This is a genomic window from Ensifer sp. Root31 (assembly GCF_001424825.1).
Lineage (GTDB): Bacteria > Pseudomonadota > Alphaproteobacteria > Rhizobiales > Rhizobiaceae > Ensifer > Ensifer canadensis.
Map to the genome: position 1 here is coordinate 309520 of NZ_LMCO01000066.1, position 18473 is coordinate 327992.

The following is an 18473-nucleotide window of genomic DNA, read 5'->3' on the forward strand; positions in this document are numbered from 1 at the left end:
AGTCGGACGATCAACCGCCCTTGCTTCCGGATTTGAAAATACAAGACGCGGTCATCGGCGCAACGTCCAACTGATGAGATCGCGTGCTTTGCCTCGCCCTTCGCCGAACCCTGTTGCTGAAACGACACAAAATCGCCGCATGCGGCCCGAGAAAATTAACAAAGGATTAAGAAAAGCCTTTATTCCCTTGAGCTTAGCGTAAGGACAAGTGGCATCTCCTGTTTCAGAAAGAGGCAGAAAGCGGCCCAAATTGGGGGGAAACGCCGGTCCGGCTGCCAAATTCCTTGGAAGGAGCGACGTGCTGCATCGCCACATTTCTCAGAATCGACATTGCGGGTTGCCCCTCCGACAGCGGGAATCACCAGAATCAATTTGCGAGATTCGCAGTTGATCGTGCGCAGCGCCTGATTCTGAGCGGAGAAAAGCCGAGGAGATTCATGAACATTGGCGCGAATGGCGCTGCGAGTGTTTTCCCGCTCGCGACTAGACCGATGTCACATGGGTAAAGACGAGACCCATCAGCCGATGACCGAGATGCGACGAGTGGGAAAATTCAACCTTGGAAGGTGATGGCGGAGAAGAAGGGATTCGAACCCTCGATACCCTTCCGGGTATACTCCCTTAGCAGGGGAGCGCCTTCGACCACTCGGCCACCTCTCCGTTAGCGCCTGACTAGTGTCAGACCGCAGGCAATGCAAGATTTTTTTGTCGGTTTCCGGGAAATGATCGCATTTTCATGTGGGCACCGGGGGAACCAAGCCCCTCACGCGGCCGAAGACTCACGGGAAGCAGCGGTTCGACTGTGGTCGAGAGCGGCAGCAATGCGAGACGAACAGGACCGAGCCTACTGCATGTTTCCTTAGATCGTATTCGATTTAAGGATAAAAACATGCAGCAATCCAAAGTGCGACAGCGACCTTTGCGCGTCTAATAAGACGCGTGGCGCTGTAGCTTTCACCAGCACGTTTCTATGACTTTCGCGAAAGCCTATCGATCGCATCGAGCGTTGCCGCGCCAAAGTCCCCGTCGACAGGACCACTGTAAAAACCGCGATCCTTCAATAGCGCCTGCATTTCCTTGCGGAAGGCCGGCGTGAAATTGCTCGGCTGGGACTTCAACTCCTGAAGCTTGGCCGGATCGCCGCCCTCGATGCTGGCTGCCGCCCAGCGCACCGCCTCCTTCGCATCCGCCTTGGTGCCCAGGCCATAGTCATAAAGGCGGCTCAGATTTCCCATGGCGTAGGCGCTGCTGGCATTCGCCGCCATCTCGTACCAAGTGCGGGCCTGAGCATAGTCCTGGGTGACGCCGGTGCCGATATCGTAGAACCAGCCGAGCAATGCCATGGAATAGGAATCCCCGACATTGGCCGCCTTTTCATACCAGGTCTTGGCTTCGACATAGTTCTGCTCGGTGCCGAGCCCGTTCTGGTAGGCCCAACCGAGCGACGACATCGCGTTGACGTCGCCACCTTCGGCGGCCTTCTTGTACCACGACAGCGACTGCGTCAGGTCCTTGGGCAGGCCGAGGCCCTCTCTGTAGAACCAGGCCACCGTCGCCATCGCGTTGGCGTAACCCTGGTTGGCGGCCAGTTGGTACCATCTGGCCGCTTCATCATAATCCTGGGCGATGCCGCCATAGCCCTCGCGATAGAGCCAGCCGAGCGATGCCTGGCCATAGGCATTGCCGGCCTTGGCTGCTTGCTCGAACATCCGGCGGCCCTGGTCGACATCGACGGCGCCATCGGTGCCGTAAACGGAGAACCATGCCAGATTGGTCAACGCGTACATATTGCCGCCGTCGGCGGCCTTTTGATAATTGTGGCGTGCCTCGACATAGTCGCGTCCGGCATCCTGTGCCCGGCCCAACATATTGACGAGCATCATGTCATCCGGGTTTTCGTTGACCGCCTGGGCGCAGGCCGTCAGTGCGCGGGCGGAATCAAGCTTCAAGAAATTCACACCAACGAAGCCGGGCATCGACTGAGGTTCACCTGCCAGCAGATAGCAGTCGCGCGAAGCCTGCGTGTCCTTGCCGGTCTGCGAGATGTTGAGGCCCTTTTGTGGTTCGAGGGCGGCGATCTGCTGCTCGGCCTCTGCCTTATGCTTGCTGTCGGGATAGCGCTCGAGGAACCGCGTCAGCGCGGCGGCATCGGTCGATTGCTTGAGGGCATCCCAGGCGATCTCGTCAGGGGTCACGCTCGACATCTGCTCCGCCTCGGCCAGGAGCTTCAGCTTCTTCTCCGCCAACATCTTGTAGACGGGATCGGACCCATGCTTGGCGAGAAAGGCATCGATCAGGTCTTTGTCGGCGAGATCGCGGATGTTCTGCCAGTCGGCAGCGGCAGCCGACTGGCTGTTCGGCGAGAGCTGCTCGCCGTTATTCGTGATGTTGATGTTCACTTCCTTTATATTCAGGAAGATCTGCGCACCGCCAAGCGACCCATAGACAAAGGGCTCCTGACCGCGGTTTGTGACCGAAACCACCTCATCGCGGACCTTGCCCAAGGCGATTCGCACATCGACACCCGGCTCGGTGAGATATTTGGCAAGTGCGGTGGCAAACGGGCTGTTCTTGCCCTCGCCATCAAGCGCCACTGTTCCGGCCTTGGAAGCGAAAGCGACAAGCAGGTCGGCCGATTCCGGCTCGACACGCGCCAGGCCCCGCGAAACTGCGCGCGTCGAGATCGAGCGCGTCATGCTTTGCTCGAACGGATTGTTGCGACAGGCGTCGAGTATCACCAGCTTGAGCTTCGTTGCGCCCTCGAGCGAGCGCTGAACCCGATCAAGGCCAATCGCCTCGTCCTCGATATCCTTGTCCGTCTTCAATTGCACATCGGTCGGCAGCAGGAAGTTCTGGCCGTTCATTTCCATGCCGTGGCCGGAATAGTAGACGATCGCCACGTCGGCGCCCGTCGCCAGATCTTCAAAATCGCGCAGCGCCTTGACCATGTCCTGGCGCCCGAGGTCATGAACGGTGGTGACGGAATCGAAGCCGGCCTCCTCGAACGAAGCCTTCATCAGTTCGACGTCATTGGCGGGATTGTTGAGTTGCGAGGTCGCTTCGTACTTTTCGTTGCCGATCAACAGGGCAACGCGCTTTGCGGCCAAGACCTCGGCCGGCGCAAACGCCGACACCGCCACCAAAAGAATGACGAACGACCGCCAGCGCGACGAATGCCCCGAAAACATGCTCTTCCCTCCGGCGTCACCCCTTATCCACCAACTCCTCGGGAGCAGGATTGAGGAGGCGCACAACCCCAATGACGGCACTTCGGGACGATGCCAACGCCCCACAATCATGCCCAAATGAAACTATTACGTATGAGCCAGGGGCTTTCAATGTCTCCGATCGCCATATTTTTTGAGGTGGCTCGTCGTCTGCGCCGCCGCAAGGTCGAAGCAAGCAGGCGATCTTAACCCGGACGCCGCATCGCTTGCTCCGGGTGATTCCGGCCGAGCCTGATGCGTTTCCTGCGCCAATGAAAGGCTATGCGTTCTCGGAGTTTGCCATGTCGATGAAAATGCACGTCGCGGAAGCGAAGCCAGGACAGCTGGCAACGACGTATCAACACTACTTTATTGAGCGTCCCTGCCGGATTCTCATCATTGGCCAGCACCTCAAGGCAAAGACCAAATATCAATGCCTGCTGCGTCACATTTCGATCGCCGGCGCCATGCTCGATTTCAATGCCGCACTGATCGTGCCGAAACACTTCTTCCTCGAGATCGACGGATTCAAGGAAGAGATCGGCTGTTCCCAGGTCCACCGCAGCGGCGCGGAACTCGGCGTGCGCTTCAACATGCTGCTGGCGCCCGATTTCATCAGCCGGTTGATCCGCATGCAATTTTCAAGCGGTGGCTTTTGATTGTGGCCGGCTCCGGTACACGGAAAATGACCGATGTTAGATTTTTATCGAACTCCTTCAGGGGATTGCAAACTTCTCAACCGAAACTGCACTCGACTTACCTCGGCATTCACGCGAGGATTAAGCGTGGGCGAATGAGTTGCCCACGATCGAAGGCCGAGTTTGGCAATGATCGCATTTCGCGATCCGGCGTTGGCGGAGAATGACAGATGCAGCAGACGATGTATTCCTGCGTGCCCTCGCCGTTCTACGAGCGTCGCTACGAACGCTTTTCCATCGGCCATGCCGCCACCCTGACGACGGTGCAGCCGGGCCTTGGCAGCGTGTCTGTCAGGACCTGTCGGATGATCGACATTTCCCGCGGTGGCGCCAGCTTTGCCGTGCAGACCACCATCGGCCTGCCGCAGCATTATTATCTCCATATCATCGGCACAGCACTCCGCATCGGCTGCGCCGAGGTCTATCGCAACGGCGATCGCGTCGGCGTGCAATTCATCAAGCCGATCGAACAGAGCCTGCTGCGCGAGATCATCCGCCAGGAATTCTTTACCGGCCAGAACGCAAAAACGCCCAAGCGCCGCTGATGCCTCTGCGGCCGGCGCAACGGGCGTCAAAACGCAACAATTCGCGACGGCTTTCTCATCAAGGCGATTCCGCATTGCCGAAGCATGGGTTAAGTTCCGCGAACTTTGTTCGAACGGGGCCTTATATAAAGCATGTCCGCATTCTCTCGCTTCACGCCGCTCATCCAATCCCTGCCCTCCACCATTCCCTTCGTCGGGCCTGAGGCCATTGAGCGCCAGCGCGGGCGCGCCATCGCGGCCCGTATTGGCGCCAACGAAAGCGGGTTCGGACCTGCTGAAAGCGTCGTGCAGGCGATGCGAGAGGCGGCAACGGGAACGTGGAAATATGCGGACCCGGAAAACCATGATCTGAAGCAGGCGCTGGCTGCCCGGCTTGGTGTCCCTGCCGCCAACATTGCGATCGGCGAAGGCATCGATGGCCTGCTCGGGCAGATCGTGCGGCTCGTCATCGAACCCGGCATGCCGGTCGTCACATCGCTCGGTGCCTATCCGACCTTCAACTATCACGTCGTCGGTCACGGGGGCCGGCTGGTGACGGTGCCGTATGTCGGCGATCGCGAGGACCTCGATGGCTTGCTTGCAGCCGTCGAAAAGGAAAACGCCCCGCTCGTCTATTTCGCCAATCCTGACAATCCGATGGGAAGCTGGTGGGACGCCGAGCGCATCGTCGAGTTCGCCAGGGCCTTGCCCGAAACAACGCTCTTCATTCTTGACGAAGCCTATTGCGAAACCGCTCCTGCTGGGGCCCTACCCGCCATCAACAGCTTGATCGACATGCCAAATGTCGTGAGGACTCGGACCTTCTCCAAGGCCTATGGCCTTGCCGGGTCACGGGTTGGTTACGTCATCACCACGCCCGGGACTGCCCAGGCATTCGACAAGATCCGCAATCATTTCGGGATGAACCGGATCGGCGTGGCGGCGGCGGTGGCGGCGCTTGCGGATCAGGATTATCTGAACTCGGTAACGGCAAGGATCGCGCATTCGCGCGAACGCATCGCAGAGATCGCCAGGCGCAACGGATTGTCGCCGCTCGTTTCTGCGACCAATTTCGTTGCGATCGATTGTGGACGGGACGCGGTCTATGCGCGTGCGATCGTCGATACACTGATGAGCGACCACGGCATCTTCATCCGCATGCCCGGCGTAGCCCCGCTCAATCGCTGCATTCGCGTCAGCACCGGGCCGGAAGCGGAGATGGATCTGCTTGAAGCTGCCCTGCCGCAGGTTCTGGCCAAACTGGCAGGCGGCCAATAGGCCTTCATCTCCGGCGCCTGCGCGCTGGCGGGCGCCGCTGGACGGGAGCTTGCTCCCGCCTTGTCGTTCAGTGAACGGTCATCCATTCGCGGGCGGCACGAAGCGCGGCTGCGAGGTCGGATTTGCTCATGGTCATCGAGAGGTCAGCGCGCAGATCAACGGCGCGGTCGCAGCCCTTGATCGCGGCAATGTTCAGCCATTTGTGGGCGGCCACCAGATCGACCGGCCGACCGCGGCCGGTCGCATAGGCCAGACCCATTTCGCAGAACACGTCCGCCTGGTTTTCACCACCCATCGCGGTATTCGAAGCAACCTGCATATCAAAGCGTGCCATTGTCTTGTCCCTGTTTTGCCTGGTTGGTTTTCCGAAGCGGCCCGCCCTTTGGAGGCGGACCATGCTCCAGATCAGCATTCGTTTTTGGTCCCTGTTCGACCGCGCCTCTTTGTGGGCCTTTCCGAACCGCGCCATCTTTTGCAGCGTCGTCTTCGGTCATTTGGCGGGGTGAATTTCTCCGCTCGTCTTATGGGTCTTACTATGCAGCACGGCCTTCAATACGCGCTTAAAATGCATGATTAATTTGCGACAAACAAAGTCCAAACACTTGGTAAACTTGAGTTTTTGTTAAACATCGAAAGGCCGGAAATCCGGCGCATTCGAATAAAAATTTACGAAATATTCAACTGCCGATTTCAACCAAACGGTAACCACGAAACAAGCACCCGGCCTGCCAACGCCGTCCTTCCTCGATTTTTCTCCGCCTGAACCCGGCAAAGAAAAAGCATAAACGGCCTTGTTCAAGCCAGTTTACCTTTACGTACGCGTAAGCTATCGTGCGCGCGGCGGTGAGGAGACTGCCTTTCAAACGAGGATATCTGCAGAGATGCCGGCGAAGCGGACCGCGCCGGCAACTTCTATCTGGAGGAATGAATGTACCGTACCCTGTTCATGACCGCGGCTCTCGCTCTTGGCGTCGTCGGAACGGCCGTTGCCGCCGAACCGATCGTCGGCAACTGGAAGACCGCAACCGGCGCTACGGCCGAGATTGCCCCTTGCGGCGGCGCTTTCTGCGTCACGCTGAAGACTGGCAAACACGCCGGCAAGCGGATCGGCAACCTGTCCGGCACGGATGGCAGCTATTCCGGAGAGATCACCGATCCCGAAACCGACAAGACCTATAGCGGCTCGGGTGCAGTCAGCGGCAACTCGCTGAAGATGAAGGGCTGCGTGCTCAAGATTCTCTGCAAATCGCAGACCTGGTCGCGCCTCTAGCTAGAGCATGTCGCGCAAAAGTGTGCCGCGCGTTTGCGATAACGGCATGCGTAAAACAAGAACTTAAATCGCGAGATCGCGACGCGCTTTAAGATCGATACAAAAGGGTGGCCATCGGGGTCGCTCCCAGAGCGTTGACAAACCCGCCGATATTTTCGGTGGGTTTTGTTTTTGAAATGCCAGGCGCATCCAGCCGCCTGCCAAAGACCGCCCATCTGCCGCATCGTTGGCTTGGGCGCGCGCCCTGCCCCGCGAGAACGGCGGCTATTTCAATCGCAAGATGAACGCCAGATGAACGACCGTATCAGCAAGAGTTCAGTTTGGTTGTGCGAAAACACGCTCAATCGATTTGAACTGCCTCCAGACCAACGGACAGAACCATGGACATTCTTGCTCGGCGCCTCACTATTATCAGCCTTCTTATGGTTGTTTTTGCGATGACCCTCGCGGCCGCAGTCAGCGCAGATACCGAACGTCGCCGCAGCAACACTTATCTCGGCTCGCTGACGGATTGCACAGCGCATACAGCGCAATACTGCCAAGCCAAGCTCTAAGGGAGAAACCGACATGCTGGCCGCCCTTTCCACATCCGCCTTTCTCTCGCTGCGTGTTCTTGCACTTGCCAGCCTGCTGATGGCGCCGGTTGGGGCGCTCGCCTATAGCAAGGCCAATGGCCTCGGCATCGGCAAGCAGGGCGCCGGCCTCGTTCTCTTCGTGACGCTGCACCGTCAATCCATGAGCTGACCGAAGGCGCCACCGGCGCCTTTTAATTTGCCTGTCTCTCTTGCATCGCCGAGCGCCTTCCTGTCCTTTCACGGCTGAAAGGATCTGCTATCGATGCCAGCCTATGCCGTCTATTCCCTTGCCGCCCTTGCCGAGATCGCAGGATGTTTCGCCTTCTGGGCCTGGCTGAAACTCGACAAGCCGATCTGGTGGCTGATCCCGGGCATGGCGTCGCTGGCACTGTTTGCCTGGCTGCTGACACTGATCGACAGCTCGGCAGCCGGCCGAGCCTATGCGGCCTACGGCGGGGTCTATATCGCCGCGTCACTCATCTGGCTGTGGCTTGCCGAAGGCGTGCGGCCCGATCGCTGGGATCTGACCGGAATGGTCGTCGCGCTCATAGGCAGCGCCCTCATCCTTGCTGGACCACGCTAAGACCGCTTCTGCATAATGCCTTAAAGGCATTTATGCAGAGAGTTTAAAGCGTTACAGCGTCCTTTGCGCGTCATATCTGACGCGCAACGCTGTAAAGTTGTTCTGCCAGACGCGGTTGTGCATGCCAGCATCTTGTCGTTTGCTTGTCAGAGGCCTCAGCCTATAATGCGACATGAACAAGCGAATCTCTTCACACTCCGTCCTTTCCGTCTCCACACCCGATCCGTTCGAGCCGCAGTTCTTCGATGATCCGGCGGCGGCAGTCGATTGCCTGGAGGCGCTCTACGATCGCAATACCCGGTTCCTCACAGAGGCTTTCGAGGGGCTGGGCAAGAACGGCGTGACCCTGACGCGCTACCGCGCCTGCTACCCGCAGGTCAGCATCGAGACCAGCAGCTTCGGCCATGTCGATTCCCGCCTGTCCTACGGTTATGTCAGCGCACCGGGCGTCTACACCACGACGATCACGCGACCAAAACTGTTTCGGCACTATCTGAAGGAACAGTTGGGGCACCTGATGCGTAATCACGGCCTCGGCATTACCGTGTCCGAATCCTCCACCCCGGTCCCGCTGCATTTCGCCTTCGGCGAAGGCGCCCACGTCGAAGCGTCGGCGGGCGAAGCCATCGATATTCCGCTACGCGACCTGTTCGACGCACCTGATCTGACGACGACCGACGACGAGATCGCCAACGGCTCCTACGAACCTGGCCCGGGCGAACCCTCCCCGCTTGCACCGTTCACCGCGCAGCGCATCGACTATTCGCTTGCCCGCCTCAGCCACTACACGGCCACGAGTGCGACGCATTTCCAGAACTTCGTACTGTTCACCAACTATCAGTTCTACATCGACGAGTTCTGCGCCTGGGCGCGCCAGCAGATGGCGGAGGGCGGCAACGGCTACACGGCCTTCGTCGAGCCCGGCAACATCATCACGCCTGCCGGTTCCGACAAGCCGGAAACGGACTATACGCTCGCCCGCCTGCCGCAGATGCCCGCCTACCACCTGAAGAAGAAGGGCCACGGCGGCATCACCATGGTCAATATCGGCGTTGGCCCATCGAACGCCAAGACGATCACCGACCATATCGCCGTGCTGCGCCCGCATGTCTGGCTGATGCTCGGGCACTGCGCCGGGCTCAGGAACAGCCAGCGCCTCGGCGACTATGTTCTTGCCCATGCCTATATGCGCGAAGACCATGTGCTGGACGACGACCTGCCGGTCTGGATCCCCCTGCCGGCACTTGCCGAAGTGCAGGTGGCGTTGCAGGACGCCGTGGCGGAGGTCACCGGCTACCGCGACTATGATCTCAAGCAGATCATGCGCACCGGCACCGTTGCCACCATCGACAACCGCAACTGGGAACTGCGCGACCAGCGCGGACCGGTCAAGCGCCTGTCGCAGGCGCGCGCGATCGCACTCGACATGGAATCGGCGACGATCGCGGCCAACGGCTTCCGCTTCCGCGTGCCCTACGGCACGCTGCTTTGCGTTTCAGACAAGCCGCTTCACGGCGAGTTGAAGCTTCCGGGCATGGCAACAGCCTTCTACCGGACACAGGTCAGCCAGCATCTGAAGATCGGGATCCTCGCTTTGCAGAAACTTGCGGCGATGCCGCCTGAGAAGCTGCACTCCCGCAAGCTCAGAAGCTTCTACGAGACGTCGTTCCAGTAACCGTGACGGCGCCTACGGCTTTCTCTGCAGAAGCATCGACAGCATCGTGCCCGCGACAGCGGACACGATGATCAGCAGATGCGCGTTGACGCCGGCGCCGGCCAATTGCTCCAGCGCTGCGCGGTCCGCCCCTGCTCCGAAAGAAACGGCGCCGGCGGCGATCGCTGCGGGATAAGTGCCGACGCCCGCCGGCGCGTGCATCGGCAAGACGGAGGAGAGTTCGCCGCCAAGAGCCCCGCCAAAACAGGCAGCAAGCGGCGCGACACCCATGATCGCCAGAACCCAGGCGAGAACCACCACCTTGACCGCCCAATTCAGAATGGTCATCGCCCAGGCCCTGAGGAATGCCTTTGTCGTGCCGGGCAGACCTGTATCCAGCTCTTCGACGATCGATTCCAGTCTTGCCGGCAGCAACCGCCGCGCCAGGGCGACAACGCGATCCTTCAACAGAAAGAACGGAAGTGGCGCGACCAGCGCCGCGATCCAGAGCGCCCAGGCGACGCCTGATCCGCGGCCAAAAACCAGGCCGACTGCGGCGACCGTCAACAGGGCATGCAGGTCGAGCAGCCGCATGACCAGAAGTGCCGCGGTCCCCCGCGCCAGCGGGATGGAGAATTCCGACCGCATCAACAGTGGAAAGCTCGTCTCTCCGGCGCGAAAAGGCAACATGATGTTCAGGAGATTGTGGACTTGGGTGACGCGAAACAGCGCCAGAAACCGGCCTGACGTTTCCGCCGGGAAATAATCATAGATGCGATAGCAGCGAATGAAATAGGTGGCGACAAGAAGTATCAGGGCCGCGAGCCCGGAACCGACGCCGATTTTCGTCCATTGATCGAGCAGCGTTCGCCAGCCCCAGATCCACTGGACAAAAACCGCATAGGCGACAATCGCCGCGGCCGATATCAGCGTCACACGGTTGCGCGCCAGCCACGATCGCCGCTCGAACTCGCAGCCAGAATTCATCAGACGCCGATTTCCCGTGTTGAAACACAACTTTGCACGTTGGTTATCACCGATAACTGTGCAAGAAAATGATTATGTAAGCGCACCCCTATTCTTCCGGCTCGTGCAAGGCGCGCCGAATGCACGAGCGATCCCATGCTGCCCATCGAGCTATCCGTCGTCATCCCAGTCTTCAACGAAGAGGACAGCATTGAGCCGCTCATCACGCGCGTCAGTGACGCCATGGTGAATTTTTCAGCCCCTTGGGAGCTGATCCTGGTCGATGACGGCAGCACCGATCGCACGCTCACCAATGCAAGGAAGGCGCTCTGTCGCCCCGATCTTCAGCTGAAAATCATCGAACTGCAGAAGAACTTCGGGCAGACCGCCGCCATGCAATCCGGCATCGACGCGGCGTCCGGCCGGTTGATCGCCACACTCGACGGTGATCTGCAGAACGACCCGGTCGATATTCCCGCTATGGTCAAAGCAATCGAGGAGCGGCAACTCGACCTGCTCGTCGGCTGGCGCAAGAATCGTCAAGATGGGCTGTTGCTCAGAAAAATCCCGTCCTGGTGCGCCAACCGGCTAATCGGCAAGATCACCGGCGTCCGGCTGCACGACTATGGTTGCAGCCTGAAGGTTTACCGCGCCTCGATCATCAAGCAGGTCAAGCTGATGGGCGAGATGCATCGCTTCATCCCCGCCTGGGTCGCAGGGGTCGTACCCAGCAGCCGCATCGGCGAAATGCCGGTGACCCACCACGCGCGCCAGCATGGCCACTCGAAATACGGTATCTCGCGCACCTTCCGCGTGATCCTCGATCTGCTTTCGGTTCTGTTCTTCATGCGCTACAAGGCGCGCCCGGGCCACTTCTTCGGCTCGATCGGGCTTGCAGCCGGGGCGGCGAGCGTCCTCATCCTGCTCTATCTTGCCTTCGACAAGTTCCTTCTCGGCAACGACATCGGCACCCGCCCGATGCTGATCGTTGGCGTGATGCTGTTTCTGTCGGCGGTGCAACTCGTGACAACAGGCATTCTCGCCGAGATGATGGCGCGTGCCTATTTCCGCGACGACGAAACCACCAGCTATATCGTGCGTGAGGTCTTTGTACGGGATCAAACGAATGTTTGAGTTCGTCGAGCGGCGACCCAACCTCGTCACCGCCCTACTCGCCGGCTATTTCCTGCTCTGCATCAGCCTGCGTCTCGCCGTTTCGAATTCGCTCGAAATCGACGAGGCGGAGCAGGCATTCGTGTCGCAGTTCCTGCGGCTCGGTTACGGCGCGCAACCGCCCTTCTACAACTGGCTGCAATACGGGCTTGCATCCGTTTTCGGACCGTCTCTCGCGACGATGACGGTGCTCAAGAACCTGCTTCTGTTTCTTTGCTGTCTCTTCTATGGCTTCGCCGCGCGCGAAGTCCTTGCAGAAAAGCGCCTGGCGCTGATTGCCATGCTCGGCGTGCTGACACTGCCGCCGATTTTCCTACTTGCGCAGCGTGACCTTTCCCATACGGTCGCGGCACTGTTCGCCGTATCACTGTTTCTCTACGGCTTCCTGCGGACATTGGTCCGGCCGAGTCTCGCGGCCTATCTGCTGACCGGCCTTGCTGTCGGCATCGGCTTCATCTCCAAGTACAATTTTGCGCTTGTACCCGCCGCTGCCGTCCTTGCCATTCTGCCGGAACCCAAGCTACGCGAGCGCCTTTTCGACTGGCGTATCCTGGTCTCGCTGTTGGTTGCGGCACTGATCGCTTTGCCGCATGGCTGGTGGATCCTCGAAAACCTCGGCTCCGCCTCAAACAACACCTTTCTTGAGATGCGCGAGGCCCATTCCGAAGGCCGCCTCGCACAGGCGTTCGGCGGCGTGGTTTCGCTCATTGCCGCCACGATCCGCGGCGGTATCGTGCCGCTGATCGTGTTCGGACTCATATTCCGCAAGAGCATTCCTGCGATTTGGTCGGCGCAAAGCCAATGGACTCGCGTTGTCGGCCGTATGCTTGCAATCTGCCTCGTGGCAGTCCTATTGATTGTTCTGGGGGTCGGAGCCACGCATATCCGGGAAAAGTGGCTCGTGCTCTTCCTGATTCTCCTGCCGCTCTATCTCTGCCTCAAGGTCGAAGCGGCTGGCGTCGATGCCGCGTTTAAACTTCGACCGTTCCTGTGGCTCGTGGCCTTCATCGTGCTCACTACGCTGATGGTGGTTTCCGCCCGCGCAATCGTGCGGCCGCTCTTCGGCAAATATTCGCGATTGAGCATTCCCTACGCCACGCTGGCCGAAGCGGTCGTTAAGCTCGGGGGTCGCGAACCGGCCCTGATCCTTGCGAAAGACAGGTTGATCGGTGGCAACCTTCGCACGCACCTTCACGATGCTCCCGTGCTCACCCCCGGCTATCTTGACGCAGGGACGGCCAGCGCATCGTTGCCGCTGCTCGTCGTCTGGAGCGATGACGGCAAGGCGGAGCCAATCCTGCCCGAGGCGCTGGCAAACGCCATGAAAACGCGTGGATTTTCGACGACGTCGGCAACGCCACAGGTTCTGTCCCTGCCCTACCTGCACGGCAAGGCTGAAGACCGGTACACTTTCGGCTACCTCTGGGTCAGGGACTGACCCGGGGTCACGAACTAGACCGGTCGGCGCCGACGAGCAGTTTGAGTTCGCCGGGATGGATCCTCAACGCGACGTCGCGGCCCATTGGCAGAAGTTCGCCATCGATAACGCAGTTGATCTTCCGGTCGACCTTGGGGAAATGCAGGTCCAAAGCATGGCCGCTCATCTCGGTAATAACCGGATTGTCGCGGAACTTGCCGCGCAGCACGTCGAGCGCAAGCTTGGCAACGCCGGGCGGGCTCAACGGCGGTGCCGTGTAGAAGCCGAGATGGCCGGCGGTCACGTCATCAGCATACATCAGCGTATCGCGCCCGAACGGGTTGTTCGACACGGACACAGCCGAAACGTGCCGGCTTTCATGGTGACCATCCACGTCGAACTCGATCTCGAAATCCGGCGGATTGAGAATGACCCCGACCGCAGCGCGTGTGCTCGCCGTGATCTTGCCCAGGCGCGATCGAAAACTGAACGATTCGCGGTAGCGCACCATGCGAGCATGCAGACCCATCGAGAACTGGTGGACGAAGGCTCGGCCATCGGCGCTGCCGATATCGCCGTCGATGATCGTGCCCTGCGCCAGAACTTCCGGCACCTTCCAGATATCGAGCGGCAATTTCAGCGTGCGCGCAAAAAGGTTCATCGTCCCCGCAGGAACGACCCCAAGCGGCATGCCGGTTTTCCAGGCAACGCCCGCGGCTGCCGAAATCGTACCGTCGCCGCCACCCGCCACGATTGCGTCGAGATCGTCGCGCCGGCAGGTCTTTTCCAGGGTCTCCTGCATCTCGGCGCCCGAGACGGTCGCGATCTCGATCTGGTGACCCGCATCGCGAAAGACCGCCTCAACCCTGTTGCCATAGGCCGCCATGTCCGTCGTTCGGAAGGTCCCACCATCCCGATTGAAGATAGCTTTGATTTTCATGAAAGGCTTACAGGCTCCATTGCCGTGGCACACGGGCGTCCACTGCGATGAGATAATCGCAATCGGCGCCGTTTCCAGAGCCTTACCAAAACTTAACCTTGAACCCGCGTCGGCGGGCGCTCGAATTCACCGTCGCTGCCCACCTTTGTCTGCAGGGCGGCAACGTCGCCGACCTGCTTCGGCGTCACTCCGGCAGCTTGAGCGGACCACCTGTCTTGATCGAGCGGATGGCGAAGTTGGAACGGATGTCAGTCACGCCGGGCATGGCCAGCAATGTCTCCGTCAGCAGCGTCTCATAGGCGGAGAGATCTTCGACGACGACCTCAGCAAGAAAATCGGCATTTCCGGAGATCAGGAAGCAGGAGACAACTTCGGGAATGGCAAGCAGCGCCTCTTGCTGACGCTGGGCATTCTCGCGGCTGTGCTGGCCGACCTTGATTTCCACGAAAACGGTCAGGCCGAGCCCGACTTCCTTGCGATCGATGTCGGCCCGATAACCGCGCAGGATCCCCGATTTCTCCAGATTGCGGATGCGCCGCAGGCATGGCGACGGCGACAGATTGACACGTTCGGCAATCTCCACGTTCGTTGCCCGCGCGTCCTCCTGTAAGATCTTGAGAATCGCGAGATCGAATTTATCTAGACTTGGCATAGTTGATAATCCAGTGAGGCCGTATTGGCATATGATTGCGCACCATAGGCCATTTGAAGCATAAATCGCAAGGACATGCCCCGCCCCCAGGCAGTAATCTTCTTCCCAGGCCCAAGCGATTGTGGGCATTTAAATCGGGAAGGAAAATCAGATGGTTGCGCTCACACTCGATCGCGGCAACGCCACGCCTGTCGCCGCCGGCTATGCCGGCGCCTTCGTCACCGTCCTGATCTGGGCGGGGTGGATTCTTGCGACACGGCATACCGCCGGCACCGCACTCGGCACAATCGATCTCGGCCTCATCCGCTACGGCGTTCCTGCGCTGGTTCTTGCACCGGTTTGGCTCAAGATCGGGCTCCTGCCGCGCAAGCTTCCGCTGCTCCTGCTTCTCCTGATGGTGGCTGGTTCCGGCGCGCTGTTCTTTCAGGTCGCGGCCTTCGCCATCCATGCGACGCCCGCCTCTTCGGTCGGCGTGCTGCTCGGGGGCTCGATGCCGCTGGCGACGGCGCTGATCGGCATCACCCTCTTCGGAGAGCGTCCAGACCGGATGCGCATCGTCGGCTTTGCCGCCATCGTTGCGGGCGTTGCCCTTCTGCTCGCCCGCAGCCTTGCCGGCACCACTGGCACCGGCTGGACCGGCTACGCCCTCCTTCCGGCGGCAGCCACGCTCTGGGCGATCTATACCCACGCCTTCCGGCGCTCCGGCCTCAGCCCGCTCGAAGGCAGTGCACTGATCGCCGTCTGGTCTTTTCTTATCCACCTGCTGCTTGCCGGCATCTTCGGCAGCACGCTTGCAAGCGTTCCGCTGAAGGAGATCGCGCTGCAAATCACCAGCCAGGGCCTGCTCTCGGGCCTCGTCGCGATGGTCGCCTATGGCGTGGCCGTTCGCAGCCTCGGCGGAACTCAGGCCGCCGCCTTCACCGCGCTGACCCCGGTACTGGCAATGTTCGGCGGCGCAATTCTTCTCGGTGAACAGATCGGCCCGTTCGAAATTGTCGCCGCCATTGTCACGGCGGTCGGCGTGGCGCTCTCGACCGGCATCCTTTCACCGCGCAAGGCGTGAAGGATCAGAACGGAAAATGGCCCGGAAGCGAAAGCTTCCGGGCCACTCTGTTGCTTGGTACCGTCATTTTCAGCCGTGAACGATCTCGCGATGCTTCTGCAGCCGGTGGCCATAGGCCTGGCTGACGCGGTCGAAGATGATGGCGATGCCGACGATGGCCAGGCCGTTGAAGATGCCGAGCGTGAAGTACTGGTTGGCGATCGCCTTCAGCACCGGCTGCCCGAGCCCTTGAACCCCGATCATCGAGGCGATGACCACCATGGCCAGCGCCATCATGATCGTCTGGTTAATGCCGGCCATGATCGTCGGTAGCGCCAAGGGCATCTGCACATTCTTCAGTTTCTGCCAGCCCGAGGAGCCGAAGGCGTCTGCCGCCTCCAGCACATCCTTGTCGACGAGGCGGATGCCGAGGTTGGTGAGCCTGATCATCGGCGGGATGGCGTAGATCACCACCGCAATCAGCCCCGGAACCTTGCCGATCCCGAGCAGCATGACCACCGGAATCAGATAGACGAAGCTCGGCATGGTCTGCATCACGTCGAGAATCGGATTGACGACATTCTGGACTCGGTCCGAGCGCGACATGACGATGCCGAGCGGTATGCCGATGGCGATCGACAGCACGGTACAGACGAAGATCATCGAGATCGTCTTCATCGTATCGTCCCACATGTCGAAATAGCCGATGAGCAACAGCGTGCCGATACAGCCGGCGACGATCTTCCAGTTCCGGCTCGCAAACCAGGCGAGAACCGCGATCAGCAGGATGATGATCGGCCAGGGCGTGCGCGTCATGAAGCGCTCCGACTGGATCAGAAAGAATTGCAACGGCTCGAAGAACGCTTCGATACCGTCGCCATAAGCGCGCGTGAAGGTGCGAAAACCCTCGTCGATCGCCTTTTTCAACGCCCGCAGGCGGTCGTCATCCATATGCGGAAACTGGGTCAGCCATTCCATCAAATTGCCCTTCACTGCTCCCCGACGGCGGCCCCGTTTGTTTGTTTTTGTCCGCCGACAATCACCTAGAGCGTTTCCGGATCAAGCGGAGATTCGGAAACGCTCTATCTCCTTGTTTTCACAAATTTCCTTGCGGAAAATCGCTTCGCACTTTTCCAGGAAATGCTTTAGCAGGCGGCGCACTGAACGGTGCGCCGCCCAATTGCGTCAGTCGATGGCCATCAAAGCGCCGACTTCACCTTCTCCGCGACATCAGACGAGACCCAGGTGGTCCAGATGTCAGGGTTTTCCTGGAGGAAGTGCTTTGCACCTTCCTCGCCGCTGGCCTGGTTGTCGGTCATCCAGGCCATCAGCTTGTTGACGGTGTCGTTGGTCCAGGCACGCTTGTTCAGGTAGTCCAAAGCCGGGCCGGCGCGATCGGCGAACGTCTTGGTCAGGAGCGTCTGGACCTTGTCCTTCGGCCAGTCGTTCTTCTTCGGGTCCGGGCAATCGGCAACCGTGTTGCACCGCTTCCACTCCGCTGCATCCGCCTCGACGCCGTGGCCGAGCTTCACCATCTCGTATTTGCCGAGAAGTGCCGTCGGCGCCCAGTAGTAGCCGACCCATCCCTGCTTGCGTTCATAGGCCTTGGCAATCGAGCCATCGAGGCCGGCGGCCGAGCCGGTATCAACAAGCGTGAAGCCGGCTGCCTCGCCGCCATAAGCCTTGTAGAGCTGGGTCGTAACAACCGTGCCGCCCCAACCCTGCGGGCCGTTGAAGACGGCGCCCTTGCTGGCATCTTCCGGATCCGGGAACAGTTCCTTGTGCTTCAGCACATCGTCGATCGTCTTGATGTCGGGATTGGCGTCGACGATATATTTCGGCACCCACCAACCCTGGACGGCGCCGTCGGAAAGCGCGACGGCGGCGCCGACCAGCTTGCCTTCTTCAAGGCCGCGATTGACGACGTCGGGCAGAAGGTCCACCCAGCCTTCCGGCGCAATATCGGGCTGGCCCTTTTCGATCATCGAGGTGATCGTCGGCACGGTATCGCCGACGACGAGCTCGGCGTTGCAGCCATAGCCTTCCGTCAGAATGATCTTGTCGACATTCGCCAGAACCTCGGCGCTTTGCCAGTTCATGTTGGCGATCGTCACGTCGCCGCATTCGGCCGCCGAGGCCATGCCGGCAAGGCCAAGAAGGCCGGCGGCCAGGCAAGTCGTTGCTAGAAGCTTGTTCATTTCTGTTCCCTCTGTTCTGGCGGTACGTCCCGTCGGACGACCGATCTCACCGCAGTGATCGGTCGCGTGTCAACAGGCTTGGGCCCTACTCAAGAACAACAGGGACCGAACGGCCTGCAGGTCCGTCGGCGCGCTTGGCGCGACAACGGCACCCTCAAGGCTATAGGGTCTTTCCGGCAAGGACTTTCCCATTTGCGTCAACGATTGCCTTTCCCAATGCTCCCGCATTTGTCGGGGCGCCGGAGATGTGGGCTCACCGCTGAGCAGGATGACGTTGCGCCGAGAAAAGCGCGCCGC

General features: G+C 60.0%; 18 protein-coding genes and 1 tRNA gene. 11 read left to right on the forward strand and 8 right to left on the reverse strand.

Features of this window, described 5'->3' with window-relative positions:
- Positions 1-570: 570 nt before the first annotated feature.
- Positions 571-660 (reverse strand) — tRNA-Ser (locus ASD00_RS35760).
- 308 nt (positions 661-968) lie between these two features.
- Positions 969-3188, reverse strand: a complete 2220-nt coding sequence (locus ASD00_RS35765) for a caspase family protein (RefSeq protein ID WP_057211462.1) — start codon at positions 3186-3188, stop codon at positions 969-971.
- A 254-nt stretch (positions 3189-3442) separates the two neighbouring features.
- On the opposite strand from ASD00_RS35765, the gene ASD00_RS35770 reads away from it, so the two are divergent.
- The 3 genes from ASD00_RS35770 to ASD00_RS35780 all read left to right on the forward strand — a co-directional run bounded on the left by ASD00_RS35770 (position 3443) and on the right by ASD00_RS35780 (position 5706).
- Entirely contained in the window at positions 3443-3865 is a 423-nt protein-coding gene (locus ASD00_RS35770) for a hypothetical protein (protein ID WP_244445421.1), read from the forward strand.
- Between the two features lie 209 nt (positions 3866-4074).
- Complete coding sequence (locus ASD00_RS35775) at positions 4075-4449, forward strand: PilZ domain-containing protein (protein ID WP_025426373.1); 375 nt, start codon at positions 4075-4077, stop codon at positions 4447-4449.
- A gap of 132 nt (positions 4450-4581) precedes the next feature.
- Positions 4582-5706 (forward strand): pyridoxal phosphate-dependent aminotransferase, encoded by a 1125-nt coding sequence (locus tag ASD00_RS35780; RefSeq protein WP_025426372.1) that lies wholly within the window; start codon positions 4582-4584, stop codon positions 5704-5706.
- Positions 5707-5773: 67 nt separating this feature from the next.
- Here the strand turns inward: ASD00_RS35780 and ASD00_RS35785 are convergent, their stop codons facing one another.
- Positions 5774-6040, reverse strand: coding sequence for a sel1 repeat family protein (locus ASD00_RS35785; RefSeq protein WP_025426371.1), 267 nt, complete (start codon positions 6038-6040; stop codon positions 5774-5776).
- A 594-nt stretch (positions 6041-6634) separates the two neighbouring features.
- Between ASD00_RS35785 and ASD00_RS35790 the strand changes: the two genes are divergently transcribed.
- The 5 genes from ASD00_RS35790 (at position 6635) to ASD00_RS35800 (ending at position 9809) form a co-directional block, all read left to right on the forward strand.
- The gene (locus ASD00_RS35790; RefSeq protein WP_025426370.1) at positions 6635-6976 is read left to right on the forward strand and encodes a DUF2147 domain-containing protein; all 342 of its coding nucleotides are present in this window, start codon (positions 6635-6637) and stop codon (positions 6974-6976) included.
- A 380-nt stretch (positions 6977-7356) separates the two neighbouring features.
- Complete coding sequence (locus ASD00_RS41075) at positions 7357-7530, forward strand: hypothetical protein (protein WP_025426369.1); 174 nt, start codon at positions 7357-7359, stop codon at positions 7528-7530.
- A 13-nt stretch (positions 7531-7543) separates the two neighbouring features.
- Positions 7544-7720 carry a hypothetical protein gene (locus tag ASD00_RS40620; RefSeq protein ID WP_162249772.1) on the forward strand — a complete coding sequence of 59 codons (177 nt, stop codon included), beginning with the start codon at positions 7544-7546 and terminating at the stop codon, positions 7718-7720.
- A 93-nt stretch (positions 7721-7813) separates the two neighbouring features.
- Complete coding sequence (locus ASD00_RS35795; protein ID WP_025426367.1) at positions 7814-8134, forward strand: YnfA family protein; 321 nt, start codon at positions 7814-7816, stop codon at positions 8132-8134.
- A gap of 172 nt (positions 8135-8306) precedes the next feature.
- Positions 8307-9809 carry an AMP nucleosidase gene (locus ASD00_RS35800; protein ID WP_025426366.1) on the forward strand — a complete coding sequence of 501 codons (1503 nt, stop codon included), beginning with the start codon at positions 8307-8309 and terminating at the stop codon, positions 9807-9809.
- 12 nt (positions 9810-9821) lie between these two features.
- Here ASD00_RS35800 and ASD00_RS35805 read toward each other — a convergent pair whose 3' ends face one another.
- Positions 9822-10775: a lysylphosphatidylglycerol synthase domain-containing protein gene (locus ASD00_RS35805; protein WP_025426365.1), complete on the reverse strand. Its 954-nt coding sequence runs from the start codon at positions 10773-10775 to the stop codon at positions 9822-9824.
- Between the two features lie 135 nt (positions 10776-10910).
- Here ASD00_RS35805 and ASD00_RS35810 point away from each other — a divergent pair, with 135 nt between their 5' ends.
- Together ASD00_RS35810 and ASD00_RS35815 are read left to right on the forward strand one after the other, a co-directional pair.
- The gene (locus ASD00_RS35810; RefSeq protein WP_057211464.1) at positions 10911-11888 is read left to right on the forward strand and encodes a glycosyltransferase family 2 protein; all 978 of its coding nucleotides are present in this window, start codon (positions 10911-10913) and stop codon (positions 11886-11888) included.
- Positions 11881-13365 (forward strand): glycosyltransferase family 39 protein, encoded by a 1485-nt coding sequence (locus ASD00_RS35815; protein ID WP_025426363.1) that lies wholly within the window; start codon positions 11881-11883, stop codon positions 13363-13365. The genes ASD00_RS35810 and ASD00_RS35815 overlap by 8 nt, the downstream gene beginning before the upstream one ends.
- A gap of 7 nt (positions 13366-13372) precedes the next feature.
- Here the strand turns inward: ASD00_RS35815 and ASD00_RS35820 are convergent, their stop codons facing one another.
- Together ASD00_RS35820 and ASD00_RS35825 are read right to left on the reverse strand one after the other, a co-directional pair.
- A complete protein-coding gene (locus ASD00_RS35820) occupies positions 13373-14284 on the reverse strand; it encodes a diacylglycerol kinase family protein (RefSeq protein WP_025426362.1) in 912 nt (303 codons plus the stop codon).
- Between the two features lie 184 nt (positions 14285-14468).
- The gene (locus ASD00_RS35825; RefSeq protein ID WP_025426361.1) at positions 14469-14936 is read right to left on the reverse strand and encodes an Lrp/AsnC family transcriptional regulator; all 468 of its coding nucleotides are present in this window, start codon (positions 14934-14936) and stop codon (positions 14469-14471) included.
- Between the two features lie 151 nt (positions 14937-15087).
- On the opposite strand from ASD00_RS35825, the gene ASD00_RS35830 reads away from it, so the two are divergent.
- On the forward strand, positions 15088-15999 hold the full coding sequence (locus ASD00_RS35830) for a DMT family transporter (RefSeq protein ID WP_025426360.1): 912 nt from the start codon (positions 15088-15090) through the stop codon (positions 15997-15999).
- A gap of 69 nt (positions 16000-16068) precedes the next feature.
- Here the strand turns inward: ASD00_RS35830 and ASD00_RS35835 are convergent, their stop codons facing one another.
- Positions 16069-16956 (reverse strand): proline/glycine betaine ABC transporter permease, encoded by an 888-nt coding sequence (locus tag ASD00_RS35835; RefSeq protein WP_025426359.1) that lies wholly within the window; start codon positions 16954-16956, stop codon positions 16069-16071.
- Between the two features lie 221 nt (positions 16957-17177).
- Complete coding sequence (locus ASD00_RS35840) at positions 17178-18176, reverse strand: ABC transporter substrate-binding protein (RefSeq protein WP_057211465.1); 999 nt, start codon at positions 18174-18176, stop codon at positions 17178-17180.
- Positions 18177-18473: the final 297 nt, after the last annotated feature.